This window comes from Nonomuraea insulae, assembly GCF_042656245.1.
This window is the reverse complement of record NZ_JBHSPA010000055.1, coordinates 2,474-27,426: the sequence shown is the minus strand read 5'-3', so window position 1 is coordinate 27,426 and position 24,953 is coordinate 2,474. Positions and strand designations below refer to the sequence as shown.

General features: G+C 69.8%; 21 protein-coding genes. 12 read left to right on the top strand and 9 right to left on the bottom strand.

The annotated features are described in order from the left end of the window. Positions 1-36: 36 nt before the first annotated feature. From ACFPZ3_RS41665 to ACFPZ3_RS41635, 7 genes are read left to right on the top strand one after another with little or no spacing between them, the layout of a single operon-like run. Complete coding sequence (locus ACFPZ3_RS41665) at positions 37-282, top strand: hypothetical protein (RefSeq protein ID WP_379520119.1); 246 nt, start codon at positions 37-39, stop codon at positions 280-282. A 54-nt stretch (positions 283-336) separates the two neighbouring features. Then, a complete protein-coding gene (locus tag ACFPZ3_RS41660) occupies positions 337-3,714 on the top strand; it encodes a TcpE family conjugal transfer membrane protein (RefSeq protein ID WP_379519890.1) in 3,378 nt (1,125 codons plus the stop codon). Positions 3,715-3,761: 47 nt separating this feature from the next. Beyond that, entirely contained in the window at positions 3,762-6,239 is a 2,478-nt protein-coding gene (locus tag ACFPZ3_RS41655) for an ATP-binding protein (RefSeq protein WP_379519889.1), read from the top strand. Continuing rightward, positions 6,236-8,521 carry a type IV secretion system protein gene (locus ACFPZ3_RS41650; RefSeq protein WP_379519888.1) on the top strand — a complete coding sequence of 762 codons (2,286 nt, stop codon included), beginning with the start codon at positions 6,236-6,238 and terminating at the stop codon, positions 8,519-8,521. The genes ACFPZ3_RS41655 and ACFPZ3_RS41650 overlap by 4 nt, the downstream gene beginning before the upstream one ends. 3 nt (positions 8,522-8,524) lie before the next feature. Continuing rightward, positions 8,525-9,151: a hypothetical protein gene (locus ACFPZ3_RS41645; RefSeq protein ID WP_379519887.1), complete on the top strand. Its 627-nt coding sequence runs from the start codon at positions 8,525-8,527 to the stop codon at positions 9,149-9,151. Beyond that, on the top strand, positions 9,148-10,239 hold the full coding sequence (locus ACFPZ3_RS41640) for a C40 family peptidase (protein WP_379519886.1): 1,092 nt from the start codon (positions 9,148-9,150) through the stop codon (positions 10,237-10,239). The genes ACFPZ3_RS41645 and ACFPZ3_RS41640 overlap by 4 nt, the downstream gene beginning before the upstream one ends. 14 nt (positions 10,240-10,253) lie before the next feature. Next, positions 10,254-10,649 carry a (deoxy)nucleoside triphosphate pyrophosphohydrolase gene (locus ACFPZ3_RS41635; protein WP_379519885.1) on the top strand — a complete coding sequence of 132 codons (396 nt, stop codon included), beginning with the start codon at positions 10,254-10,256 and terminating at the stop codon, positions 10,647-10,649. A gap of 28 nt (positions 10,650-10,677) precedes the next feature. Here ACFPZ3_RS41635 and ACFPZ3_RS41630 read toward each other — a convergent pair whose 3' ends face one another. After that, positions 10,678-11,187, bottom strand: coding sequence for a hypothetical protein (locus ACFPZ3_RS41630; RefSeq protein WP_379519884.1), 510 nt, complete (start codon positions 11,185-11,187; stop codon positions 10,678-10,680). On the opposite strand from ACFPZ3_RS41630, the gene ACFPZ3_RS41625 reads away from it, so the two are divergent. Together ACFPZ3_RS41625 and ACFPZ3_RS41620 are read left to right on the top strand one after the other, a co-directional pair. After that, on the top strand, positions 11,168-12,001 hold the full coding sequence (locus tag ACFPZ3_RS41625) for a hypothetical protein (RefSeq protein ID WP_379519883.1): 834 nt from the start codon (positions 11,168-11,170) through the stop codon (positions 11,999-12,001). The two genes, ACFPZ3_RS41630 and ACFPZ3_RS41625, sit on opposite strands and share 20 nt — an antisense overlap. A 74-nt stretch (positions 12,002-12,075) precedes the next feature. Further along, on the top strand, positions 12,076-13,413 hold the full coding sequence (locus ACFPZ3_RS41620; protein ID WP_379519882.1) for a hypothetical protein: 1,338 nt from the start codon (positions 12,076-12,078) through the stop codon (positions 13,411-13,413). A gap of 30 nt (positions 13,414-13,443) precedes the next feature. Here ACFPZ3_RS41620 and ACFPZ3_RS41615 read toward each other — a convergent pair whose 3' ends face one another. From ACFPZ3_RS41615 to ACFPZ3_RS41585, 7 genes are all read right to left on the bottom strand, one after another. Next, a complete protein-coding gene (locus ACFPZ3_RS41615; protein ID WP_379519881.1) occupies positions 13,444-14,196 on the bottom strand; it encodes a succinate dehydrogenase/fumarate reductase iron-sulfur subunit in 753 nt (250 codons plus the stop codon). Further along, positions 14,193-16,094 (bottom strand): fumarate reductase/succinate dehydrogenase flavoprotein subunit, encoded by a 1,902-nt coding sequence (locus tag ACFPZ3_RS41610; RefSeq protein ID WP_379519880.1) that lies wholly within the window; start codon positions 16,092-16,094, stop codon positions 14,193-14,195. The genes ACFPZ3_RS41615 and ACFPZ3_RS41610 overlap by 4 nt, the downstream gene beginning before the upstream one ends. 12 nt (positions 16,095-16,106) lie before the next feature. Then, positions 16,107-16,895 (bottom strand): hypothetical protein, encoded by a 789-nt coding sequence (locus ACFPZ3_RS41605; RefSeq protein ID WP_379519879.1) that lies wholly within the window; start codon positions 16,893-16,895, stop codon positions 16,107-16,109. A 192-nt stretch (positions 16,896-17,087) separates the two neighbouring features. Beyond that, the gene (locus ACFPZ3_RS41600) at positions 17,088-17,537 is read right to left on the bottom strand and encodes a response regulator (RefSeq protein WP_379519878.1); all 450 of its coding nucleotides are present in this window, start codon (positions 17,535-17,537) and stop codon (positions 17,088-17,090) included. After that, a complete protein-coding gene (locus tag ACFPZ3_RS41595; RefSeq protein ID WP_379519877.1) occupies positions 17,534-18,676 on the bottom strand; it encodes a sensor histidine kinase in 1,143 nt (380 codons plus the stop codon). The genes ACFPZ3_RS41600 and ACFPZ3_RS41595 overlap by 4 nt, the downstream gene beginning before the upstream one ends. Continuing rightward, positions 18,673-19,806, bottom strand: coding sequence for a PP2C family protein-serine/threonine phosphatase (locus ACFPZ3_RS41590; protein WP_379519876.1), 1,134 nt, complete (start codon positions 19,804-19,806; stop codon positions 18,673-18,675). Before ACFPZ3_RS41590 ends, ACFPZ3_RS41595 begins: the two co-directional genes overlap by 4 nt. A gap of 34 nt (positions 19,807-19,840) precedes the next feature. After that, positions 19,841-20,770, bottom strand: a complete 930-nt coding sequence (locus ACFPZ3_RS41585; protein ID WP_379519875.1) for a LysR family transcriptional regulator — start codon at positions 20,768-20,770, stop codon at positions 19,841-19,843. A 134-nt stretch (positions 20,771-20,904) separates the two neighbouring features. Here ACFPZ3_RS41585 and ACFPZ3_RS41580 point away from each other — a divergent pair, with 134 nt between their 5' ends. The 3 genes from ACFPZ3_RS41580 (at position 20,905) to ACFPZ3_RS41570 (ending at position 24,390) form a co-directional block, all read left to right on the top strand. Continuing rightward, positions 20,905-21,654, top strand: a complete 750-nt coding sequence (locus ACFPZ3_RS41580) for a succinate dehydrogenase cytochrome b subunit (RefSeq protein ID WP_379519874.1) — start codon at positions 20,905-20,907, stop codon at positions 21,652-21,654. Beyond that, positions 21,651-23,573 carry a fumarate reductase/succinate dehydrogenase flavoprotein subunit gene (locus ACFPZ3_RS41575; protein ID WP_379519873.1) on the top strand — a complete coding sequence of 641 codons (1,923 nt, stop codon included), beginning with the start codon at positions 21,651-21,653 and terminating at the stop codon, positions 23,571-23,573. Before ACFPZ3_RS41580 ends, ACFPZ3_RS41575 begins: the two co-directional genes overlap by 4 nt. Positions 23,574-23,649: 76 nt before the next feature. Further along, positions 23,650-24,390, top strand: a complete 741-nt coding sequence (locus ACFPZ3_RS41570; protein WP_379519872.1) for a succinate dehydrogenase/fumarate reductase iron-sulfur subunit — start codon at positions 23,650-23,652, stop codon at positions 24,388-24,390. Between the two features lie 281 nt (positions 24,391-24,671). Here ACFPZ3_RS41570 and ACFPZ3_RS41565 read toward each other — a convergent pair. Next, on the bottom strand, positions 24,672-24,953 hold a 282-nt coding region (locus ACFPZ3_RS41565; RefSeq protein ID WP_379519871.1), incomplete at its 5' end, for an NUDIX domain-containing protein.

Sequence of the window (24,953 nt, the reverse complement as noted above, 5' to 3'; positions counted from 1 at the left end):
GTGATCTTGAAGACCGTATTGCTCACCTTGGTGGAGATGACGCCGACACCGACGCCCACCGGCATAGACACCGGAGGGCTGGCCAACTTCCTGCGCGCGTTCTTCGCCCCCTTGTTCCTTGTCGTCGTGTCCGTGGTCGCGCTCTTCTTCCTCTTCACCCGCGAGATCACGCGATTCGTACAGTTCCTGATATTGGCCGTGGCCATCGGAGTGATCTTCTACGTTCCCAACATCATTGAGGTGACGGCGAGGGCAATCGCGGGCGCACTGGGCATCAAGTAAGGGTTGAGACCGCTCCGCGGCGGTCATGTACGAGCGGGTGGAGAGGAGGACCGCGTGGACCTGCCCACGTATACGAACATCTGGCGGATCGAGAAGCGGCTCTACAAGCTGTACGACCTACGCCTGCCGATGCCGCTGCCGATCGTCTGGATCGGCGTGTTCGTCGGGGTGTTCGTACCGTGGTCGCTCCTGCTGGTCCTGGTGGGCGTGCCGGTGGAGATGCCCTGGCACGTGCTGTTCCTGGTGCCGCCGGGCATCGTGACGTGGTTGTCCACCCGTCCTGTCATCGAGGGCAAGCGGCTCACCGAACTCCTGGAGTCCCACCTGCGCTACCTGGGGCAGCCGAAGGCGTGGTACCGCATGGCGCCCACCTCCGAGCCCGAGGCCGTCACGTTCTCCGGTCGCGTCTGGCGCACCATGCCCGCCCGGGCCAGGACGAAGGGGCCGCGCAAGGTCCGCCACCCGCAGCGCAGGCGCGAGGGCGTCACGGGCCCCCGTCAGGTCCGCCCCGCCGTCGCCGCCGCGGCGGCCGCCGCCTCGACCGCGCCCGTCGCCGAGCCTCCCCGCACAGGCTGGGGTTCCCGCCGCGGCACCGCACCCGCGCTCAAGGGCCGCGTGCGTGCCGCTGAGGGGGGCTCAGGGGGGCCTGGGCCGCGTCGGGAGCGGGCGCTGGTGGAAGAAGCCTTGGGTACGGGGTCCGCGCCCGCAGCGGCGGCCACACCGGTGGAACATGTCGCTGACAGCGGAACCGCTGTCCGCGAAGTCGTGAGCGATGAGGGGCGTTCGGGCACTCGCCGTCCGGTCCGCCGCGTACGAGCCGGGACCCACGGCCAGGAAGGCGCCGCCCCGCAGGTTTTCTTTGGCGGTACCGCCAACGAAGAGGACACGGGCCGAGAGGCCGCCGCAGTACCGGGTCGGGACGTCGCCGCTGAGGGACGGCGTGCGGCCGAGGTCGTGCACGCGGAGATGAGCGCTGAGGCGCTGGCCGCGCGTGAGGCCGGGGTGCCGATCAAGACGGCGGAGAGCCTGAAGCCCGCGGCGGGCAAGCCCATCGACACCGAGGCGCTGCGGAGATTGCGCCGGCTCGCGGCCACCGCCGACGTCCCTGCTGATGTGGCGGGGCGCGTCGAGGGCGGTGCGCGCGAAGGGGAGCGGCCGGAGGACGAGCGCGCCCGCGACCAGCATCGGAAGGGGCAGCCGCCGAGGCTCGGCCCTGGGCTGGTGCTGTCGGGCACGCAGCGGGTCTGGCCCCCGCTCAACCCTGACGCCAAGCCCATCCCCCGCCCCAGCACCCGCCGAGCCGAAGGCCGCGTGGACACCCCACGAGACGCCGTGCAACCCGTCCCCCTGCAGCAGGACGCCGTGGAGCGTGTCTCCGCGCCGCAGGGCACCGCGCCGCAGGGCACCGGGCCGGAGGGCACCGGGCCGCAGGAGGCCGGGCAGCGGGAGGCCGCGCCGCATGCCTCCGCGGTGCAGGAGGCCGTGTCGCAGGAGGGCGCGCCGCAGGAGGCTGCGCCGCAGCCGGTTGTTGAGGCGCAGGTCGCCGACCGGGTGGTCGGTGCCGTCGGTGGAGCGCCGGAGGGTGACGGCTCGCGACGGACGGGCGAGGCCACCGAGGCGCCAGACGTCGTCAGTGCAGTGCAGAAGCCCGGTGAGACGGGCGACCACATCGGACCGGGGACGGCCGATGGCAGCGATGCGCCGAAGAGCGATCGCGGCGACAGGGCGACGGCCGGTGGCGGCGCGCTGAAGGGCGATCGTGGCGGCGCAGCGAAGACCGACGGCCGTGACATGCAGAAGGGCGATCGTGGCGGCGCGGCGACGGCCGGTGGCGGCGCGAAGAAGGGCGAGCGCGGCGACAGGGCGACGGCCGACGGCAACAGTGCGGTGGGAAGCGAGAGCGCGGCGCCGACGGGCGATCGCGAGGCAGCGGCAGACAGCCTCGCCACGTCGTCGGAGGATCGTCCCGCGCCCGCAGCAGGCGACGCCGTGAAGACGGAAGTCGGCCACGAGACGCCGGCGGACGAGCGCACGGCCCCGGTAGCGGACGCTCGCGAAGTGGTGAGCGGGCGCGGCACCACGGACGAAGGCGCTCGTGAGGCGGCGAGTGAGCGGACGGCCGAGACGACGGGCAGGCGTGAGGCGGCGCGCAAGAGCGTGGCCCCGGCGGTGTCGGCTGACGAGCCGGTGAGCGGTCGTGAGGTGCCGAGCAAGGGCGTTGTGCCGGCTGACGAGTCGGTGGGTGGTCGTGGGGCGGGGCGTAAGGGCGTGGTGCCTGCGGTGTCCGCTCACGAGTCGGTGGGTGGTCGTGAGGTGGGGCGTACGGGTATGGCGTCGGCGGCGTCTGCTGACGAGTCGGTGGGTGACGGTTCCGTGGTGGATGCGCGTGAGCCGGTGGTGGGGCGTGATGGTGCGGGGCGGCAGGGGGAGCCTGTCGGGGAGATCGGTGTGCCGGTGCCGAGGGCCGGTGACGGGCGGGTGCGGAGGGTCGAGTCCGTTGTGGGGCGGGACTCCGGGGGGTGGCGGCGGATCGCCCAGGTCGTCGTCGGCGGCGGCGGGGTGCGTACCGACGGGTCCGAGATCGACGAGGCCAGGGCCAGGGGCGTGTTCGGCGGGAGCCGGAGGATCGTGGTGCTGGGGTGCACCGGGGGCGCGGGGCAGAGCACGACGGCGCTGATGCTGGGGCACGCCTTCGCCCACTACCGGGACGACCGGGTCGTGGCGGTCGATGCCAGCACCGGTGGCGGCACGCTGACGAGCAAGATTCAGCCGGAGACCCCCGAGACCCTGACCTCACTGCTGTCGGGGCTCGATCGGGTCAGCGGCTATCTGACGATGCGGGGGTACACCACGCGGACCGCCTCCGGCCTGGAGGTGATCAGCGCGGACACCGACGCGGGCGCCGAGCAGCGGCTCGCGGATCGATCCTTCTTCTCCGACCACCGGCTCGGCGAATCCATGCGCCTGCTCGACCGCCACTACAAGCTGGCCGTCATCGACCCGGCCGCCGCGCTGGCGGCCCGGTTGTTGCCGTACGCGGACCAGCTCGTCCTGGTGGTTCCGGCGAGCGAGGAGGCGTCGGAGGCGGTGGCGATGACGTACGAGTGGCTCGACGGGCACGGCTGCGCGGAGTTGCGCAGGCGGGCCGTGATGGTGGTCAACGGCGTGAGCAGGCGTTCGATGACCGACGTCGAGCAGGCGGAGTCGGTGGCCAGAGGCAGGTGCCGGGCCATCGTCAGGGTCCCCTGGGAGGACGATCTGGCGCCTGGCGGCGCGGAGGTCGTCGATCCAGGGCAGTTGCGCGCGGCCGGGCGGCGGGCCTACCTCGCCCTCGCCGGTGTGGTGGTCGCGGGTTTCGCGGCACAGACCGTACGACCGAGCGAAGAGGAGTTGGCGAGTGACCCCCCGGGCACGAGAATCGGTGAGCGATAAGTGAACAAGCGAGCAGGTCTGGCCCGTTCATGCGCCGAGGGGGCGGCATGAGCAGGGCGTCCCGAGCGCACCAGCGCCTGGCGGTCCGCTACTTCGACGACCGCATCCTGCTCACAGACACCTGCGCATGGGCGTACTTCCGGCTCCCGACGGTCAGCTACGAGTTCGTCACGCCGGAAGAGCGCGAGGCGCTGGCCACCAACATCACGATCGCGCTGGCCGCGATCAGGATGCCCGACGCCGAGGTCCACCTGAGGGTCGCGCACCGCACGTACCCAGCGGCGGAGTGGGCCATGGCGCTCAATGCCACGTCCGACGAGGGGCCTGGCTGGCGCGACTACCTGGAGGAGATGTACCGGCACGTCTGGGCCAAGGACTTCTGGTCCAAGGAGGTCTACCTGGGCGTGCGGCTCGGCCCGCGGGGCAAGCAGCTCGGCAGCGGCGTGTTGTCCCAGCTCTTCGGCTTCTACCAGAAGACGGAGAAGGCGCTGGGGATGGAGGACGACCACGTACCCGACAGTGAGATCGGGCGGTGGACCGAGTCCGCGGAACGTCTCGGCCGGGCGCTCGCATCGAGCGCCCTCTACGCGCGTCACGCCACCTCCGTCGAGGTGGCGTGGTTGTTCCAGCACGCGGCCTCGGGCGCGCTCGGCGACCCGCCGCCGTCGGCCAGTCCGCGGCGGCGCTGGGGCAGGGGCGAGATCGAGTCGCTGGTCGAGGGCGAGATCCACAACGGCAGGTCGTTGTTGCGGATCGTGCAGTCGCAGGGCGACTCGTACGTGGCCCACCTGTCGTTCGCCCGCTTCCCCGACCTCATGCCCTTCCCCGACGGGGAGCCGTGGATGCACTTCGCGGACCAGCTCCCGTTCCCGGTGGAGGTCTCCTCGCGGATGCGGCTGATCCCGCCGGTCAAGGCGTCCAAGGACGTGGCGCGCAAGCTGGCGCACGCCCGTGACATGGACCACCACATCCGTGAGGCGGGGGCGGAGGCGCCGCTGGCGCTGGCCGAGCAGATCGACGCGGCCCGGATGCTGGAGCACGGCATCACCAAGGAGCGGCTGCCCTTCGTGTACGGCTGGCACCGGCTGATCATCTCGGCCCCCACCGAGGAGATCTGCGTGCAACGGGTGGAGGCGGTGGTCGAGCACTACCGCGACATGGGCATCGACGTGGTGAACTCGACCGGCGACCAGTTCTCGCTGTTCAGCGAGGCGCTGCCGGGCGAGCGGGTACGCGTCAACGCCTACGCCCAGCGCCAGCCCCTGCGCACGATCGCCGGAGGCATGGCCACGGCCACCGTGGACCTCGGCGACCGGCTGGATGACGGCAGCGAGGGCTGGCTCGGCCCGTACATCGGTGAAAGCGTCGGCAGGGCCCGCAGCATCGTGCACTTCGACCCGCTGGTGGCGGCCACCCGCAACCGGCCGACCGCCATCGCGATCACCGGCGAGCCGGGCGGCGGCAAGACCACGCTCGCGCTGCTGATGATCTACCAGATGTCGCTGCGCGGCGTGACGGTCGCGGTGATCGACCCGAAGGGCGACGCGGAGTCGCTGGTGCAACTGCTGGAGAAGCGGGGGCGCAAGGCCCGGGTGATCCCGCTCGGCTCGGCGGCGCCGGGGCTGCTGGACCCGTTCTCGTTCGGCGACGACATCGCGGCGAAGAAGACCATGGCCACCGAGACGCTGCGGCTGCTGCTGCCCCGGATGTCGGAGGAGCGCGAGTCGGCGATGATCCAGGCGGTGGCGGCGGTGTCCAACGGCGAGGACCCCTCGCTGGGCAAGGTCGTGGACTTCCTGGAGCAGGCCGAGGACCCCGCCTCGAAGAACCTGGGCGCGGTGTTGCGCTCGATGTCGGAGATGCACCTGGCCCGGCTCTGCTTCGACCCCTCGGGCGGCGACCAGATCGACACCGAGGGGTGGACCACCGTGTTCACGCTGGGCGGGCTGACGCTGCCTGACGTGGCCACGACCAGGGAGGACTACTCCTACGAGCAGCGGCTGTCGGTGGCGCTGCTCTACCTGGTGTCCCAGTTCGCGCGCAGGCTGATGAACGGCCTCGACCGGCGCTCGCCCAAGGCGATCTTCCTGGACGAGGCGTGGGCGATCACCTCCACACCCGAGGGCGCCAAGCTGGTGCCCGAGGTCAGCCGGATGGGCCGCTCCCGCAACACCGCTCTGGTGCTGGTCTCGCAGAACGCGGGAGACCTGCTGAACGAGCAGGTGACCAACTGCCTGTCGTCCGTCTTCGCGTTCAGGTCCACGGAACGGGTGGAAGTGGACCACGTCATGTCCCTGCTCGGGGTGGAGCCGTCGGAGGAGCACAAGGCCGTGCTGCGCTCGCTGGGCAACGGCGAATGCGTATTCCGCGATCTGGATGGCAGGGCGGGCCGCATCGGAGTAGACCTGATCTCCGAGGAACTTCTCCGTTGGCTCGACACGAACCCGACACACGACAAACCCGACGGCGCCGGGCATGATGATCTTCGAGGGGGCGTGGGCAGAGCGCAGGAGGTACGGTCATGAAGATCCGGCTATCCCGACGACTCGCGCTGCTCCTCGCGCTCGTCACCGGCGTTCTCGTGGTGCCGCTCGTGCTGGGCGCGTTCGCCACACCGGTCGCCGCGGCTCCGTGTGACCTGTCGGGCCCGCTCCAGCCGGACATGGTCGGCAGCGGTCTCGACGGCCTGATCCAGCCGCCGCCCCCCGAGGGCGGCCCGCAGACGCCGACCACCAACTACGGCCAGTTCGGCATGAGCGGCCAGTTCTGGAACACGCACGAGCTGACCTGCTCCGACTACGTGGCCGTGCTCGGCAACATGTGGGCCAACGGCGTCTTCACCGCGGCCAAGGCCGTGGACAGGCTGACGATCACCACGTACCAGGCGGCGGCCACGGAGGGACCGCTCCAGTCGATCAAGGACGTCGTCGACGACATCGTCAAGAACCTCGCCGACGCCATGTACTGGCAGTACCTCCAGCCGATCGTCATCCTCGGCGCCATCTGGCTGGCCTGGTACGGCCTGATCCGCAAGCGCGCCACCACGACCGCCGAGGGCGTGATCTGGATGGTCCTGGCGGTCACCGTGGCGGTCTGGTTCTTCAGCCGTCCCGGCGACTTCACCGGGCTCGGCAAGGTCATCACCGACAAGACCGGCGAGGTCGTCAACTCGGCCTTCTCCGGCCTGCCCGGCGCGGGCGGCGCGTCCTGCCTGCCGCCGCCCGGAAGCGGCGACGCGCAGGTCAAGGCGGGCGGGTACGCCCAGACCGGCACGCCGGGCGTCGACCAGAACGCCGACGCGCTGTGGTCCACCCTGGTCTGCAAGCCCTGGCTGGTCGGCCTGTTCGGCACCGCCGACCCGCAGCAGCCGATCGTGCGCGACTGGGGCCGCAAGGTGCTGGAGATGCAGTCCGTACCACAGGCCGTGGCCGGGCAGCCGGCTCCCGACGTGGGGGCGCGGCAGTCCGAGTACGCCTCGCTGGCCGACAAGCTCAGGAACGACCCCCGCTACGCCACCTTCTCCGGCCGCGACTGGTCCAACCGGCTCGGCGTGGCCGTCGGCGCGTTCATCGCGGCCCTGGTGGCCGGGACGCTCATCTTCCTCGTGGCGGTCTCGCTGCTGGTGCTGAAGGTGGGCTTCCTGCTGCTGCTCATCCTGGGGCCGATCTTCCTGCTGATCGGCGTGCATCCGGGCAGCGGGCGGATCGTCGCCATGCGCTGGGTGGAGATGCTCGTCGGCACGCTGCTGAGACAGGCCGTGCTGACGATCGTCCTCAGCGTCCTCGTGTACGGGTACGCGCTCATCATCTCCACCGCCATGCCCTGGGGCATGCAGGTGTTGTTCATGGCCCTGCTGACGATCGCGGTGTTCTTCTACCGGCGTCCGTTCCAGCACCTGTTCGCCTCGATGAACGGCCACACGGTGGCCACCCGCATGCTGGGCGAGGCGGCGAGCTCGTCGGTCCTGGAGCGGTCGGCGGGCGTGCTGCCGCCGGTCGCCTCGGCCCGGATCGGACGCTGGGGGCTGCGCAAGGCCGAGCCGCTCATCAGGGCGGCAGGGGCGGCCAACCCGGCGGGCGCGGCGGCGACGGCCGCGGCGAGCGGCCAGGTCCGCGTGCGCGGCGAGGAAGGCGAGGGCGTGTCCTCCGGCACCCGGATCCCGGCCACGGCGGCGCCGCTCGACACCGACCAGCAGGGCGGCAAGGCCGGGCGGGCTCCGCTCGAACCGCGCAGGGGCACGGCGCCGCCGCTCAACCTGGGCGCGCCCACCCGTTCACGCGGCCCGGCGGCGGGTCCCCAGGTGAGCGGTACGTCCGCGACCGGAGGGTCCGCAGTCGGCTCAGGCGGTGGCTCCGGTGGCTCCGGCGGATGGTTCGGCGGGGGGTCCGGTGGCGGCTGGGCCCGGCGTGGCGGTTCGGGGGGCGGCTCACGTACCCCGGCCTCCGGTGGCTCTCGCGGCTCGCGCTTCGGCGGCTCGGGTGGCTCGCGTACGGGCGGGACACGCTCACGCGGCTCGGGCGGGCTCTTCGGCGGATCAGGTGGGTCAGGCGGGTCGGGCGGCTCGGGCAGGTCGGGCGGCTCCGGTGGGTCCGGTGGGTCCGGCGGCGCCAGGTCGGGCGGCGGCGGGTCCCGGTCCGGCGGCGGCGCCTCCTCAGGCCCGCGGATCTTCAGCTCCGACGAGCCGTCCTCCCGTTCCTCCGACGCGCCCCCGCTCTGGTTGCGCAGCAGCGGTAACGGCAATGGCTCCGGCGGTGACAGCCCCTCCGTGCCCTTCTGGCTCAAGGCGAGCAATCCGGACAAGGACTAAAACATGGCGCAGCCAGGTGACAGGCGGGGGGTGGCCTTCGCCGCCATCGTCGTGGTCATCGCAGCGGTCGGGATCTACCTGACGATGTGGCCGGACGCTTCCGAGCAGGCCGCGCCCGAGCAGGAGGCGCCCCGCGTCACGAGCTCCGCCGTGGCGTCGAGCACGCCGCTGGCGACCGCGAGTGCCGCGCCGTTCGACGTGTACTCCTACCTGCCGATGAAGAAGGAGCAGCTCGCCGCGGCGGCGGACCTGGCGGAGCGGTTCACCGCCGCGTACGGCACCTTCCGCTACGACGAGGACCCGGCGGCGTACGCGGGCCGGCTGAAGGCGTACACGACGGCCGAGCTCGGCAACACCCTGGCCAGGACCATGACGTCGGCGGGCGCGGTCGAGGACAAGCGCAACGACGAGATCGTCTCCACGGCCACGGCCAGTCTGAAGGAGATCAGGCAGGTGGAGAAGTCCTCCATCGTCTTCGTGGTCACCGCGATCAGGCAGGTCAACGCCAAGAGCGGCAACAAGGCGGCCACGGAGGAGTACGCGGTCACGGTCAGCCAGTCAGGAGCCGACTGGCGGATCTACGACATCCTGCCGTCCGACGCGGGCCAGGACGGAGACACACCCGGGTGAAACTCTCACGAGCGCGCCTGGCCCTCGTCATCGGCCTGGCCGGAATGTTGCTCCTGGTGGCGGTCATCGTGTCGCCGCTGCTGCTCATGTCGATGCCCTCGTTCCTCAGCGACGGCGGCGCCACCGTGGACTGCGAGGACACGGCGCACGTGGAGGAGGCGTCCGACTCGGCCGCGTCCGACATCCCCGCCGAATACCTGGAGCTGTACAAGGAGTACGGCAAGAAGATCGGCGTCCAGTGGAACATCCTGGCCGCCGTCGGCAAGCGCGAGACCGATCACGGCCGCTCCGACCTGCCGGGCGTCAAGAGCGGCACGAACTCCGCGGGCGCGGCCGGGCCGATGCAGTTCCTGATCTCCACGTGGGGCGGCAAGGCCAGGCTCCCGTTCCCAGGCTCGATCAACGGGTACGCCTCCGACGGCGACGGCGACGGCGTGGCCGATGTGTACAACCCGGCCGACGCCATCCTGGGCGCAGCCAAGATGCTCAAGCGCAACGGCGCCCCCGAGAACGTACGGAGTGCGTTGTTCGTCTACAACCGCGCCTGGTGGTACGTGGACCAGGTCGAGGAGATCGCCAGGAAATACGCCAAGTCGGGCGCGGTCGAGGTGCCGCCCCAGGCATCGCCGGAGTGCGACGACACGCTGGTCGAGGCCGCGCCGAGCGACGTCGTGGCCAAGATCCTGCAGTTCGCCCTGGCGCAGCGCGGCAAGCCGTACCTGTGGGGCGGCACGGGGCCCGACGCCTTCGACTGCTCGGGGGTCATCTACGCGGCGTACAAGGCGGCGGGGCTGACGATCCCGCGTACGACGTTCACGCAGTGGCCGTTCGGCGTGAAGGTGTTAGAGGGCGAGGAGCAGCCGGGCGACCTGGTGTTCTTCAACGCGGGACCGGGCACCTCCGCGGGCAGCCCCGGCCACGTGGGGCTGGTCGTGTCGAAGGGCAAGATGCTGGAGGCCCGGTGCACGTTGTGCGGGCCGATCAAGGTCACCAGCTACCAGGCGCGCGACAACCGCGTGGGCTTCACCCGTCCCCTCCAGAACGCCGACGTGCTCGGCCAAGTCCAGAAGCTGAACTCATCCCTGTAGAGGACGTACCCCTTGTGAGCACGGTTGTGGTTGTCGCCGCGGTGATCGTCGCCCCCGGCCGCCGGGTGCTGGCCGCTCAGCGGGCCGAGCCCGCCGCGCTGGCCGGTGGCTGGGAGTTCCCCGGCGGGAAGGTGGAGCCGGGGGAGAGCGAGGTGGCGGCGCTGGTCAGGGAGTGCCGTGAGGAGCTCGGCGTGGAGGTCTCCGTCGGCGAGCGGGTGGGCGAGGACTGGCCCATCGACGGGGGGTACGTGGTGCGCGTCTGGCTCTGCTCCCTGGCCTCGGGGACACCGCAGGCAAAGGAGCACCTGGCGCTGCGCTGGCTGGGGCCCGGCGAATATTACGACGTCGAGTGGCTGGGGGCGGACCTGGCCATCATGAAGACCGTGGAGAATCTGCTCCTACGTGATTAGGACATCCCTCTCTGTGACACAATGGTTACTAGGCGTAATTTGTCACGGCGGGGGAGATGTTGACGATGCGGCGTGGGTGGGTCGTCGCCGGGGTGCTGGTCCTGGCGGCGGTGCCCTCCGTTCCCGTGGCGGCGGCCGGGGTGTCGCTGGTGCTCGAACGGGTGAACTCGGCCGACGGTGTCGGGAAATGGGTCAGGACCGGGGACATGGAGCGGTTCCGGGTGCGGTTGAACGGGATGGCCAGGGGCGCCAGGGTGGCGGTGGCGGCCAGCCCGGCCGAGGCGTTGTCGGAGGTGGCCTGCCTGCCGTCGCCGGGGCAGGCCTCACGGACGGCCCGCCCGGAGGCCAGCAGCCCGCCTGTCGGCGGGGCGGTGGCGGGGCCTTCTGACGCCGCCGCCGGGCTTTCCGGCGCTACTGCCGGATCCTCGGGCGCCGCCGCCGGATCCTCCGGGGCTGTAACCGGGTCCTCCGCGGTGCCACCCGCTACGGGGGCCGTCGCGGCCGGGGCGCTGACCGTCATGGGGGTTTCGGCTCTCACGGGCGCCGTCCTTCCTGGGGCGCGGGTGTGCAGGCTGGGGAGGGTCGCCGGGGAACGGGCCCTGGACATCACGGTGAAGGCGCCGGTGGGGGCGAAGGAAGTGGTCCTGGCGGCGGTGGCCAGGTTGCGGAGCGCCGAGGGTGCCGGGCTGACGATCATGAGCAGGACCACGGCCGTACGGGTCCGGGAGCCGGTCACGGACCAGAAGGCGATCACGGACCAGAAGGCGATCACGGGGGACGCGGCGACGTTCAGCGGTCTCGCCCGGCTCCTGCGGCCGGAAGGGCGGGCCACCACCCAGGCCACCACGAAGGCCACCGCCCAGGCCACCGCCCAGGCCACCGCCCAGGCCGCCACCCAGGCCGCCACCCAGGCCGCCACCAAGGCCGCCACCAAGCCCGGCACGAGGAGCGGCGGCGACGTCGAGGCGCGGCCGACTGGCGCGGAGGCCGCTCTGACGCTGCCGGAAGTCGTGCCGCAGCCCGCCCCGGCGGCTCAGCCCGCCGTGGTGCCTCAGACGTCCCCCAGCGCCGTTCCGAGCCCTGGGGCGATCCCGCAGACCTTGCCCAGCGGCGCGATCAGTGCCCAGCCGAATCCCTTTGTCTCGTTCCAAGCGGCGGGCGCGGGCGGCGAGGCGCCTTTGCCGTGGGGAATGGCGGTGTCCAAGGAGCCCGTTCGCCCTGTCGGATGGGTAAGTCCGCTCGATGGGCCCGGGGCTCTGCCCGTGGTCGCCGGAGCCATCGGAGTACTGATGGGGAGCCTGTGGCTGATTGTCACGGTACAACGAGGGAGTAAACGGAAAAAGGTGTTGTAATTCCGTCTTTACTGTTCCTTTTACCCGGCTAGTATTCCCTTGACCATGGTTACGGGACTACGCGGAGGGCTCCGGTGGCACGCACACGAGCGACGGCCGTGTCCGCTATCGTCCTTGCGCTCGGACTGACCGGCGCCGGCGCGACACCGTTCATCGTGCAGAGCGCGAGCGCTTCGGTGTCGGCGTACGACCCGGGCAGCGAGGTGCCCGGCTGCAACCCCGGCGATGTCTGCGACGTCGATCCTCCGGAGACCACCGTCACGGTCACCACCACCCTGGGCTCGCCGGCGCCTGACCAGCCGGAGGACGGGGCGCCGGAGACGACGGTCACCAAGACCGTCACCGCGACTCCGACGAAGACCACCAAGTCGCCGACCCCGAAGAAGACCACCACCTCGCCCCCCGCGCCGACCCCCGAGAGCACGCCGTCGCAGAACCTGCAGCCGCTGCCCTCGCAGAGCGTCGAGGTGCCCAGCGCGACGCCCACGTCGTCGACGCCCGAGGCGTCGGTCGAGATGCCGAGCATCGCGCCGTCCGAGACGCTGACCACCGCACCGCCCGCGCAGACGGAGGCCGCCTCCACCGAGGAGGTGCCGCTGGAGTTGCGTAACGCGGCGCCGGAGTTCGACCAGCGCACGCTGACGCAGAAGCTCAGCATCCCCGCTCTGGTGCTGGTCCTGCTCGCGCTCTTCGCCGTGCTGATCTTCGAGGGACGCCTGCGCAGGATGGCCCACGCGGCGGCCGTGCGGAAGGCGGGCCCGCCGATGGGCCCGCCGATGATGGGCCGGTCCGACATGCCGCCGCCTCCGCCCGGCGGCGGTTACCCGGCGGGGCCGGGGTACGCCTCGGCGGGCTTCCAGGCCCCCGGATACCCGGGCGGCACGGCGTACGCGCCGATCATCAGCTTCGTGCCGGTGCAGACCTACCCGGGCGGCCCGCCCCAGCAGTACGGCTACCAGGACCCGAACCACCCGTACCCGCCCCAGGGCTACGTACAGGAGGATTTCCCGCCCGCGGAGCCCCTGCACGAGCCGGTGGTGCTGCACCCGGACGAGTTCGACTCCTACAACGAGCCGCCCAGGTCCCGCGAGCGCGACCCGTTCGAGCCGCTGGTCCCGCCCACGCCGCCGCCGTCGGACATCCCGCCGGGCGGTGCGAGCCCGTACGAAGGCGGGGAGGAGTTGCCCCTCGGGGCGGCCTCGGCCGCCGAGCAGGGCGACTCGGAGCCGTGGCAGCCCGGCTCGTTGTTCGAGCCGGTCACCAGGGAGCCGCAGGACTACGAGCCGCCGCCGTACGTGCCGGCCGACGAGGACGTGACGGCGGTCCAGCCGCTACCGCCCGTCGGGCCCGAGCCCGAGCCGACCAAGGAGATGCCGGACTCCAAGCGCAGGCGCTTCGGCAGGAAGAAGTAGAAAAGGGGGGCCAGCGGCCCCCCTTTCTCATCAGCTGCCGCGCTTGAAGATCTTGTTCCCCAGCCACACCAGCGGGTCGTACTTGCGGTCCACCACGCGCTCCTTCATCGGGATCAGCGCGTTGTCGGTGATCTTGATGTGCTCGGGGCAGACCTCGGTGCAACACTTGGTGATGTTGCAGTAGCCGAGCCCGTGCTCCTGCTGGGCCTCCTCCTGCCGGTCAGCCACGTCATACGGGTGCATGTCCAGCTCGGCGATCCGCATGAGGAAGCGGGGACCGGAGAAGTTGGTCTTGTTCTCCTCGTGGTCGCGGATCACGTGGCAGACGTTGTTGCACATGAAGCACTCGATGCACTTGCGGAACTCCTGCGAGCGCTCGACGTCGACCTGCTTCATCCGGTAGTCGCCCGGACGCACGTTGCTCGGCGGCGTGAAGGAGGGGACCTCCCTGGCCTTCTGGTAGTTGTACGAGACGTCGGTGACGAGGTCCTTGATGACCGGGAACGTCCGCATCGGCGTGACCGTGATGGTCTCGTCCTCCTCGAAGGTGGACATGCGGGTCATACAGCCCAGCCGCGGCTTGCCGTTGATCTCCATGCTGCACGAGCCGCACTTGCCGGCCTTGCAGTTCCACCGCACCGCCAGATCGGGCGCCTGCGTGGCCTGGAGGCGGTGGATGATGTCGAGGACGACCTCGCCATCGTTCACCTCCACGGTGAAGTCCTCGAGTCCGCCCTCGCCACCTTCACCGCGCCAGACCTTGAACTTTGCCTTGTAGCTCATTTCTCCGCTATCCCGTCGAACTCGGTCATCTCTTCGTCGGTGAGGTACTTCTGCAGCTCGTCGCGGTCGAAGAGGGTGATCAGGTCGTCGCGCATGGACGGCTGGACCTTCTCCTCGACGGTGACGGCGGAGCCGTCCTCGGTGGAGCAGACGAGCAGTTTGCGGCGCCATCCCGGGTTCATCCCCGGGAAGTCGTCGCGGGTGTGCCCGCCACGGCTCTCCTCGCGCAGGAGCGCGGCGCGTGCCACGCACTCCGATACCAGCACCATGTTGCGCAGATCGATCGCCAGGTGCCAGCCGGGGTTGTAGATGCGGGAGCCGGCCGCCCCGACCAGGTGCACGCGCTCCTTGAGCTTCTCCACGGCCTCCAGAGCCTCGGAGACCTCCTCGGACTTGCGGATGATGCCGACCAGCTCGTTCATCGTGCGCTGGAGCTCGTGGTGGACCTCGTAGGGGTTCTCGCCGCTGCGGCCCAGCGGCGCCAGAGCCTCCTCCAGGGCCGTCTCCACCAGCTCGGGCTCGACCTTGGGCCGGGCCGTGAGCGAGTCCACGTACGAGGACGCGCCCGCGCCCGCCCGGCGCCCGAACACCAGCAGGTCGGACAGCGAGTTGCCGCCCAGCCGGTTGGAGCCGTGCATGCCGCCGGAGACCTCGCCGGCCGCGAACAGGCCGGGCACGTTCGACGAGCCGGTGTCGGCGTCCACCTCGACGCCGCCCATGATGTAGTGGCAGGTCGGGCCCACCTGCATGGGCTCGGCGGTGATGTCGACGTCGGCCAGTTCCTTGAACTGGTGGTGCATCGACGGCAGCCGCCTCTTGATCTCCTCGGCGGGCAGCCGGGTGGAGACGTCGAGGAAGACCCCGCCCTGCGGGGAGCCGCGACCGGCCTTCACCTCGGAGTTGATCGCGCGGGCCACCTCGTCACGCGGCAGCAGCTCCGGCGGGCGCCGGTTGTTGGCCTGGTCGGTGTACCAGCGGTCGCCCTCCTCCTCCGTGGTGGCGTACTTGTCCTTGAACACCTCGGGGATGTAGTCGAACATGAAGCGCTTGCCCTCGGAGTTGCGCAGCACGCCGCCGTCACCGCGTACGGACTCGGTGACGAGGATGCCGCGAACCGACGGCGGCCAGACCATCCCCGTGGGGTGGAACTGGATGAACTCCATGTTGATCAGGTTCGCGCCGGCGAGGAGGGCCAGGGCGTGGCCGTCGCCGGTGTACTCCCAGGAGTTGGAGGTGACGACGTAGGACTTGCCGATGCCGCCGGTGGCCAGGACGACCGCGGGCGCGTCGAAGAGCACGAAGTTTCCGGTCTCGCGCCAGTAGCCGAACGCGCCGGAGATGGCGTCGCCGTCCTTCAGCAGCCGCGTGACCGTGCACTCGGCGAAGACCTTGATGTAGGCCTCGTAGTCGCCGTGCGTCTCGTAGTCCTCCTGCTGGAGCGCCACGACGCGCTGCTGCAGCGTGCGGATGAGCTCCAGCCCGGTACGGTCGCCCACGTGTGCGAGCCGTGGGTACTCGTGCCCGCCGAAGTTCCGCTGGCTGATCTTGCCGTCCTTGGTGCGGTCGAACAGCGCCCCCCACGCCTCCAGCTCCCACACGCGGTCGGGCGCCTCCTTGGCGTGCAGTTCGGCCATCCGCCAGTTGTTGAGGAACTTGCCGCCCCGCATGGTGTCACGGAAGTGCACCATCCAGTTGTCGTCGGAGTTGACGTTGCCCATCGCGGCGGCGGCGCCGCCCTCGGCCATGACCGTGTGCGCCTTGCCGAACAGCGACTTGCAGATGATCGCCGTCCGCTTGCCCTGCTGGCGGGCCTCGATGGCGGCTCGCAGCCCGGCTCCGCCCGCGCCGATGACGACGACGTCGTACTCGTGGCGCTCTGTGTTGTGCGTGGTTTCCACTGAAAACTGTCCTTACGCGTACGGGAAGGCGATGATGCCCTTGGCCACCAGGCGCACGTACAGGTCGGCGCCCATGACCGAGAACATCGAGGCCCACGCGAGGGGTTGGTGCTTGGCGTTGAGCTTGGAGACGAACGTCCAGGCCCGATACCGCAGCGGGTGACGGGAGAAGTGGTTGAGCCTGCCCGCGGTGATGTGCCTGCAGGAGTGGCACGACAGCGTGTAGGCGTTGATCAGGACGGCGTTGGCGATCAGGATCCAGCTCCCCAGGCCCAGCGGCTTGTGGACGACGGCCAGGATGGCGTCGTAGGCCAGGATGATGCCGATCACGATGGCCGCGTAGAAGAAGTACCGGTGGACGTTCTGGATGATCAGCGGGAAGCGCCGCTCACCGGTGTACTTGCCGTGCGGCTCCTGCACGGCGCAGGCCGGCGGGGACAGCCAGAACGAGCGGTAGTAGGACTTGCGGTAGTAGTAGCACGTCAGCCGGAACCCGCCGGGCAGCGCCAGGATGAGCAATCCTGGCGACAGCGTGTACCAGTCGCCGATCGGCGCCCAGCCGAACAGTCGCGCCCCCTCGGGACACGTCAGCTCGGCCAGGCAGGGTGAGGCGAACGGGGCGATGTACGGCTCGATAAAGATGCTGTTGTCGATGATCGCCCATACGCCGTAGACAAGGAATGAGGCCAGCCCGAGGAATGTCACGAGCGGGACCAGCCACCATCTGTCTGTTCGCAGCGTGCGCACCCTTACTTGCGCACGCTGCCTTCGGACTGGAGCTTCGGGCGTCGTCTGGGTCATCGCGGACCTCTCCACCTCCCGCGGACCCTTAGCGCAGGGGGTCCGTGGTTCGTTTCGCTGGGCGCGCTCACGGCGGTACTCCGCGTCGGGCGCGCGTTGGTGGGGGATACGTTACGACGACAGGATCGTGATTTGTGAGCGGGGTCACTCACTTTTTCGATGACCGGCTGTGATTCCTGTCACGTACGGGCGTCACAGGCGCTGACCCGGGGCGGGCAACTTAACCACAGTCACGAAAAAATCGTCGATTTGACGGACAACCCGGATAAATTGCTCAAAATCTACCGGTTTCGAGACATAAGCGTTGGCGTGGAGCCGGTAGCTGTGGAGGATGTCCTCCTCCGCCTCGGAGGTCGTCAGGATCACCACGGGGATCGTGCGCAACGCGGCGTCGGCCTTGACCTCGCTCAGCACCTCCATGCCGCTCATCCTGGGCAGGTTGAGGTCGAGCAGGATCAGGTCGGGGCGCGGCGCGTCGGCGAAGCCGGCCTCCCGCCGCAGGTAGGCCATCGCCTGCTCGCCGTCGTTGACCACGTTGAGCCGGTTGCGCACCTTGTTGAGGTCGAACGCCTCCTTGGTGAGCAGAATGTCCCCCTGGTCGTCCTCGACCAGCAGCACCTCGATCGGGCGCCCTTCGTTCATCCTTCGCCTCCCGCCGCGGGCAACGTCCAGCGGAACGTGGCGCCGTGGCCATCAGTATCGCCGTCGAGCCACAACTGACCCCCGTGGTACTCGACGATCTTCCGGCATAGCGCCAGTCCGATGCCAGTCCCCGGGTACACATCGCGCGGATGCAGGCGCTGGAAGATCAGGAAGATGCGGTCGGCGTACTTGGACTCGACCCCGATGCCGTTGTCGGCGCAGCTGAACTCCCACATCTCGCCGACCTGCCTGGCCCCGATGTGCACGCGCGGCGGCTCCTCGGAGCGGAACTTGACGGCGTTCTCGATCAGGTTCTGGAAGAGCTGGGTGAGCTGCAGCTCGTTGCCGGTGACCCGGGGCAGCTCGTCGCGGGTGACGGTGGCCGCGGTGTCCTCGATCGTGGCCGCGAGGTTCTCCATAGCCCGGTCCAGCAGCTCGACCGACTCGATCTCGGCCTTCTCACCGGTGACCCGGCCGACCCTGGAGAAGTCGAGCAGGTCGTTGATCAGCAGTTGCATGCGCTTGGCGCCGTCGACCGCGTAGTGGATGTACTGCCTGGCCCGTTCGTCGAGCTGCTCGCCGTAGCGCTGCTCCAGCATCTGGGTGAAGCTGGCGACCTTGCGCAGCGGCTCCTGGAGGTCGTGGCTGGCCACGTACGCGAACTGCTCCAGCTCGCCGTTCGACCTGCGCAGCTCCTCCGTCTGGTCCGAGGCCGTCCGCCAGGCCGAGACGATGCGGGCGCGCATGGAGTCGATGTGGCTGGACAACTCGGCCAGCTCCGCCGGGCGGTCCACGTGCAGGGCGTGGTCGAAGTCGCCGCCGGCCACCGTACGCACCTGCTCGGTGAGCTGGGCGATGGGTTTCAGCACGGCGTGGCGCACGATCAGCGCCAGCCCGACGCCGCAGGCCAGCAGGAGCACGAAGACCACGATCAGGGCCACGGTCAGCCGGTCGAGCTGCGCGCCCACCTCCGGCCGCGGGTTGAGCTCCGCGGTCCTGGCGGTCATCGCCATGATGATGACCACGCCGGCGACGAAGGTGACGCCGGCCGCCGTCCCGGTCACCAGGAACCAGCGGGCGGCGGGCAGCTTGCCCAGGCCGGTCGGCTCCTTGGGGGGAGGTAGCGGGTGGATCTTCATGCTCTCCCTTTCTGCACCATGATCACGGCCAGGTCGTCGCTCAACGTTCCCACGTGGGTGATGAGCCGGTCGAGGTCGATGACGCCGTGTTCGCGTACCAGGTCGAGCAGGCCGTCCACGCCGAGCAGCCGGCCCGGCTCGCTCACCACCGCCTCGATCAGGCCGTCCGTATAGAGCATCATCGACCACTCCGCACCCAGCGGCACCTCGATCACCGGCCACTCCACGTCGTGGAAGATCCCGAGCGGCGGGCCGGACGGCGTGCCGGCCACCACCTCCACGACGCCGTCGCGCACGAGCACGGGCGGCGGGTGGCCGACCACGCGCATCTTGGCGTGCCGCAGGTCGGGGGTGATCGTGACCGTGCACAGCGTGGTGAAGATCTCCGGGGCCTTGCGTTCCGCGCGTAACAGGGTGTCCAGCGTACGCAGCAGCGTGGCCTCCGTCTGCCCGGCCAGCACGAGCGTGCGCCAGGCGATGCGCAGCGCCACCCCGAGCGCGGCCTCGTCGGGGCCGTGCCCGCAGACGTCGCCGATCACGAGGTGCACCGAGCCGTCCGGCGTCTGCACGGTGTCGAAGAAGTCGCCGGCCAGGGTGCCGCCGCTGCCCGGCAGGTAACGGGTCATGTGCTCGATCGGCGCGCCGCGCAGCAGGGGGCCGGGCAGCAGGGCGCTCTCCAGCCTGGCGTTCTCCTTGGCGGTCAGCTCCGCCTGCATGAGCTTGATCTGGGCCACGTCGGCGCGTTTGCGCTCCATCGCGTACGTGATGGACCTGGCCAGCAGCCGGGCGTCCACGTCCCCCTTGACCAGGTAGTCCTGCGCCCCCGACTGCACGGCGGACAGGGCCGTCTGGACGTCGTTGAGCCCGGTGAGCACCAGGACCGCCGTGTGCGGCGCGACCGCCAGCACCGCCTCCAGGGCCTCCAATCGGCTCGCGTCCGGCAGGGACAGGTCCACGAGCACGCACTGGATCTGGGGGGTCAGCTTCGCCCTGGCCTCCTCCAGACTCCGCGCGCGGAAGATCTTCGGCGGTGCCACGGCCTGCTTGAGCAGCTCCTCGACGAGGAAAGCGTCGCCGTCATCGTCTTCGATGAGGAGCAGCGTCAGCGTTTCTGCGAGATTTGCCGTCAAAGCGCCTCTTCATGGGAGTGGGAGCACTTGTTGCTCATTCTGCGATGAGCTCGACCCCTTGCGGAAGCGTGCCTTCGTGCCCGGCCTCCACGACGAAGGACAACAACGTCTCTCTGAACGCCTGCGCGGCCCTCGTCGGCTCGACATCCTTGCGGTGCGCCAGCGCGATCGTACGGCTGAGCCCCGGCGGCGCGAGCGGCGTGCCCAGCAGCCCCGGGCGCCCGTCCAGCACCATCGACGGCACCACGGCCACTCCCAGCCCGGCCTCCACGAACCGCAGCACCGCGTCCATCTCGCCGCCCTGCACCGCGAACCTGGGCTCGAACCCCGCCTGCCGGCACGCCGCGAGCGTCGCCTCCCGCAGGTCGTAGCCGCGCCTGAACATCACCATCGAGCGGCCCCGCAGGTCCTCGATCCGCAGGTACGGGCCCCTGATCTGCTCGTGGGAGGGGGAGACGACCACGAGGTTCTCGCGCAGGATCTCCTCGGTGACCAGCGACGGGTCGTCGCTCTGCAGCGGCATGATGATCAGCGACAGATCGAGCTGCCCCCGTGCCAGCGCCCTGATCAGGTCACGCGAGCCGCCCTCCTCCACCATCAGCTCGATGCCCGGGTAGGAGCGGTGGAAGCGGGCCAGCGCGTCGGCCATCAGCCCGGCGCAGAGCGAGGGCGTGGCCCCCAGACGCACTCTGCCGCGGCGAAGCCCGGCGAGCTGGGCCACCTCCTGCCTGGCGGTGTCGGCGTCGGCCAGGATGCGGCGGGCGAGCGGCAGCAGCGCCTCCCCGGCCGCGGTGAGCGTCACGTTTCCGCGCGCCCGCGAGAACAGCCGCGCGCCGAGATCGTCCTCCAGCGCCTTGATCTGTTTGCTGAGCGAGGGCTGCGCGACCCGCATGCGCTCGGCCGCCTGGGTGAAATGCCTGGCCTCCGCCACCGCGACGAAGTACGCGAGCTGCTGGAACTGCATGTGATTTTCCTCGCACCGGCACGACATAAGACCCCGATAAAAGCCGCACCTTCCCACATCATAGCCGGCGGCTATCGAAACCAGGCTCATCATGACTTGGACGGATCATCCCTGGATACCTAGCGTCTGAAGACGTGACTGCCACGATAGAGCGCGGCGCCGCCACTGCGCCTGTTACCGCTCCCAAGAAAGCGCCGACGAGGAAGAAGCCGGGCGGGTTCCTGCGCTCCTCGAACGGCAAGAAAGTCGTCATGGCCGTCACGGGCGCCGTGATGGTGCTCTTCCTCCTCGGCCACATGCTCGGCAACCTCAAGATCTTCCTCGGCCGGGACTCGTTCAACGAATACGCCCACGCGCTGCGCACGCTGCTGGAGCCGATCGCCCCCTACCGCACGCTGCTGACGATCGTGGAGATCGTCCTCGTGGCCTCGGTCGTCCTGCACATGTGGGCCGCGATCTCGCTGTCCCGCCGCGCGGGCAAGGCCAGGCCCGTCAAGTACGTGGCCAAGAAGTCGCAGGCCAACGGCTATGCCACGCACATCATGCGATGGGGCGGCCTGACCATCGCGCTCTTCGTGGTCTGGCACCTGCTCGACCTCACCTTCGGGGTCGTGAACCCCAAGGGCTTCGACGCCGCCCCCGCCGACCGGATGGTCGCCGGCTTCGAGCCGTCCCGCTGGTGGGTGACGCTGATCTACTTCGTGGCCGTCGTCATGGTCGGCCTGCACCTGCGGCACGGCATCTGGAGCAGCTTCCAGACGCTGGGCTGGGCCAATCGCGACCGTAACAAGGTCCTGCGCGCCACGGCCGGCCTGGTCTCCATCGTCCTGGTCGTCGGCTTCCTGGCCCCGCCCCTCGCGATCACGTTCGGAGTCGTCAAGTGAAGTACACCGAAGGCCCGGAGATCCGGGACACCAAGGCTCCTTCCGGCCCCGTCGAGGAACGCTGGGAGAAGCGCAAGTTCGGTGCCAAGTTGGTCAACCCGGCCAACAAGCGCAAGCTCAACGTGATCGTGATCGGCACCGGCCTGGCGGGCGGCTCGGCCGCCGCGACCCTTGGCGAGCTGGGCTACAACGTCAAGTCCTTCTGCTACCAGGACACGCCCAGGCGCGCGCACTCCATCGCCGCGCAGGGCGGGATCAACGCCGCCAAGAACTACCGCGGCGACGGCGACAGCATCTACCGCCTCTTCTACGACACCGTCAAGGGCGGCGACTTCCGCGCCCGCGAGTCGAACGTCTACCGCCTCGCCCAGGTCTCGGTGAACATCATCGACCAGGCCGTGGCGCAGGGCGTGCCGTTCGCCCGCGAGTACGGCGGCCTGCTGGACACCCGCTCCTTCGGCGGCGCCCAGGTCTCGCGTACGTTCTACGCCCGCGGCCAGACGGGCCAGCAGTTGCTGCTGGGGGCCTACCAGGCGCTGGAGCGGCAGATCGCGGCCGGGACCGTGGAGATGCACACCCGGCACGAGATGCTCGATCTGATCATCTCCGACGGGCGCGCCCGCGGCGTCATCGTGCGCGACATGGTGAGCGGCGAGATCGAGCGCCACCTGGCCGACGCCGTGGTCCTGGCCTCCGGCGGCTACGGGAACGTGTTCTTCCTGTCCACGAACGCCAAGGGCTGCAACACCACCGCGATCTGGCGGGCGCACGAGCGCGGGGCGTACTTCGCCAACCCCTGCTACACGCAGATCCACCCGACCTGCATCCCGGTGTCGGGCGAGTACCAGTCGAAGCTCACGCTCATGTCCGAGTCGCTGCGCAACGACGGCCGGGTGTGGGTGCCGCTGCGCAAGAACGACGACCGCGCCCCCGGCGACATCCCGGAGGAGGAGCGCGACTACTACCTGGAGCGCATCTACCCGGCCTTCGGCAACCTCGTCCCGCGTGACATCGCCTCCCGCGCCGCCAAGAACGTCTGCGACGAGGGCCGCGGCGTCGGACCGGGCGGTCTTGGGGTGTACCTGGACTTCCGGGACGCCATCAACCGCCTCGGGCGCGACGCGGTGGAGAAGAAATACGGCAACCTGTTCGAGATGTACGAGCGCATCACGGGCGAGAATCCGTACGACGTGCCGATGCGCATCTACCCCGCCGTCCACTACACGATGGGCGGGCTGTGGGTGGACTACGACCTGCAGTCCTCGATTCCCGGCCTGTTCGTCGTCGGCGAGGCCAACTTCTCCGACCACGGCGCGAACCGCCTCGGCGCCTCCGCGCTGATGCAGGGCCTGGCCGACGGATATTTCGTCCTTCCGACCACCCTCGGCGACTACCTGGCCGCCGGCCCCTTCGGCGACGTCGACGAGGAGGCCGTGGCCGAGGCCGAGATCAGGGTCCGCAACAAGATCGACCGGCTCCTGTCCGTCAACGGCACCCGCACGCCCGACTCCTTCCACCGCGAGCTGGGCAAGCTCATGTGGGACTACTGCGGCATGGAACGCACCGAGGAGTCGCTGCGCAAGGCGCTGGAGCGCATTCCGGAGCTGCGCGCGGAGTTCTGGCAGAACGTCAAGGTGAGCGGCACCGCCGAGGAGCTCAACCAGGTGCTGGAGAAGGCCGGCCGCGTCGCCGACTTCTTCGACCTGGCCGAGCTCATGTGCCTGGACGCCCTCATCCGCACCGAGTCCTGCGGCGGCCACTTCCGCGCCGAGTCGCAGGACGCCGACGGCGAGGCGCTGCGCGACGACGAGAACTTCGCGCACGTGTCGGCCTGGGAGTTCTCCCCGGACGGGCCCGTGCTGCACAAGGAAGCGCTCGAGTACGAGTACGTCAAGATGACCCAGCGGAGCTACAAGTGAGCGAGGGAACCATCAGACGCGGCAATCCATTGATGCCCGGGTTCGGGCGAGTGAGCGAAGCGAAGGAGCCCCGGGCATGAATTTGACCCTGCGCGTTTGGCGTCAGAGCGGCCCCTCGGATGCGGGCCGCATGGTGACGTACAAGGTGGAGGAGGTCTCGCCGGACATGTCCTTCCTGGAGATGCTGGACGTCCTCAACGAGCGCCTCATCCTCGAAGGCGACGACCCGATCGCCTTCGACCACGACTGCCGCGAGGGCATCTGCGGCATGTGCGGCATGGTCATCAACGGCGTCGCCCACGGCGAACAGCGCGCCACGACCACCTGCCAGCTCCACATGCGCCACTTCGAGGACGGCGCCGAGATCACCATCGAACCGTGGCGCGCGGCCCCGTTCCCGGTCGTCAAGGACCTGGTGGTGGACCGCAGCGCGTTCGACCGCATCATCCAGGCGGGCGGCTTCGTCTCGGTCCCGGCCGGCTCGGCCCCCGACGCCCACAGCATCCCGGTACGCAAGGAGGACGCGGACGCGGCCTTCGACGCGGCCACCTGCATCGGCTGCGGCGCCTGCGTGGCCGCCTGCCCGAACGGCTCCGCCTCCCTCTTCACCGCCGCCAAGATCACCCACCTCAGCCTGCTCCCGCAGGGCCAGCCGGAGCGCGTGTCGCGCGCGAAGGCCATGGTGGACCAGATGGACGCTGAGGGGTTCGGCGGCTGCACGAACACGGGAGAGTGCACGGCGGTCTGCCCGAAGGGCATCCCCCTGGACACCATCGCCCAAATGAACACCGACTACCTGAAAGCCAACACCAAGTAGTTCGTAGACCGCCTGATTCCCGTCCCGGCAAAAGGGCTTCGCTTATGAAGCGCTTCGCGCGGGTCGGGCTCAGGCTGTTCTATTTGAGGCGCCTCCCGGCGCAACCCCCGCCTCCGGCCATCGAGCCCACCCGTTGCCCAGCTACACGGTGGGCCATCTAATGCCCACCCCGACCTTGGAAAGCACCGGTGGTGGTCAGCCGTGGTGGCCCTCCAATGGTGTCGCCCCGGGGCTTGCTGGGTTGTTGACCGGGATGGTTGTTCGGAATGTTGGCTCGGCCATCACCGAACAGGGTCATCTGTGAGCACGTACAACAAGGCGTTCATGCTGGTCCCGCTGACGATGTCGCGCTTGTCGATCAAGCGTCGGATATCAGTAAGCGGCATCCACTCGATGCGCTCGGCCTCCCATGCCTCGGTGGGCGGTCCGATGCGCTGGGCGGTGTCGGCGCGGAAGATGTGGTGCTCGGAGTCGGAGATGCCGCTGGTCGGCTGAGTGTAGAGCAGTGGCCGTAGGGGGCCGGGTCGCCAGCCGGTCTCCTCTTCGACCTCACGGGCGGCGTC

Excerpts from the sequence above, each read along its gene's own strand:
- ACFPZ3_RS41570 (WP_379519872.1), top strand. The coding sequence starts at position 23,650 with ATGAATTTGACCCTGCGCGTTTGGCGTCAGAGCGGCCCCTCGGATGCG.
- ACFPZ3_RS41585 (WP_379519875.1), bottom strand. The coding sequence starts at position 20,770 with ATGCAGTTCCAGCAGCTCGCGTACTTCGTCGCGGTGGCGGAGGCCAGG.
- ACFPZ3_RS41645 (WP_379519887.1), top strand. The coding sequence starts at position 8,525 with ATGGCGCAGCCAGGTGACAGGCGGGGGGTGGCCTTCGCCGCCATCGTC.
- ACFPZ3_RS41625 (WP_379519883.1), top strand. The coding sequence starts at position 11,168 with ATGGGGGTTTCGGCTCTCACGGGCGCCGTCCTTCCTGGGGCGCGGGTG.
- ACFPZ3_RS41595 (WP_379519877.1), bottom strand. The coding sequence starts at position 18,676 with ATGAAGATCCACCCGCTACCTCCCCCCAAGGAGCCGACCGGCCTGGGC.
- ACFPZ3_RS41655 (WP_379519889.1), top strand. The coding sequence starts at position 3,762 with ATGAGCAGGGCGTCCCGAGCGCACCAGCGCCTGGCGGTCCGCTACTTC.
- ACFPZ3_RS41665 (WP_379520119.1), top strand. The coding sequence starts at position 37 with ATGACGCCGACACCGACGCCCACCGGCATAGACACCGGAGGGCTGGCC.
- ACFPZ3_RS41615 (WP_379519881.1), bottom strand. The coding sequence starts at position 14,196 with ATGAGCTACAAGGCAAAGTTCAAGGTCTGGCGCGGTGAAGGTGGCGAG.
- ACFPZ3_RS41605 (WP_379519879.1), bottom strand. The coding sequence starts at position 16,895 with ATGACCCAGACGACGCCCGAAGCTCCAGTCCGAAGGCAGCGTGCGCAA.
- ACFPZ3_RS41600 (WP_379519878.1), bottom strand. The coding sequence starts at position 17,537 with ATGAACGAAGGGCGCCCGATCGAGGTGCTGCTGGTCGAGGACGACCAG.
- ACFPZ3_RS41650 (WP_379519888.1), top strand. The coding sequence starts at position 6,236 with ATGAAGATCCGGCTATCCCGACGACTCGCGCTGCTCCTCGCGCTCGTC.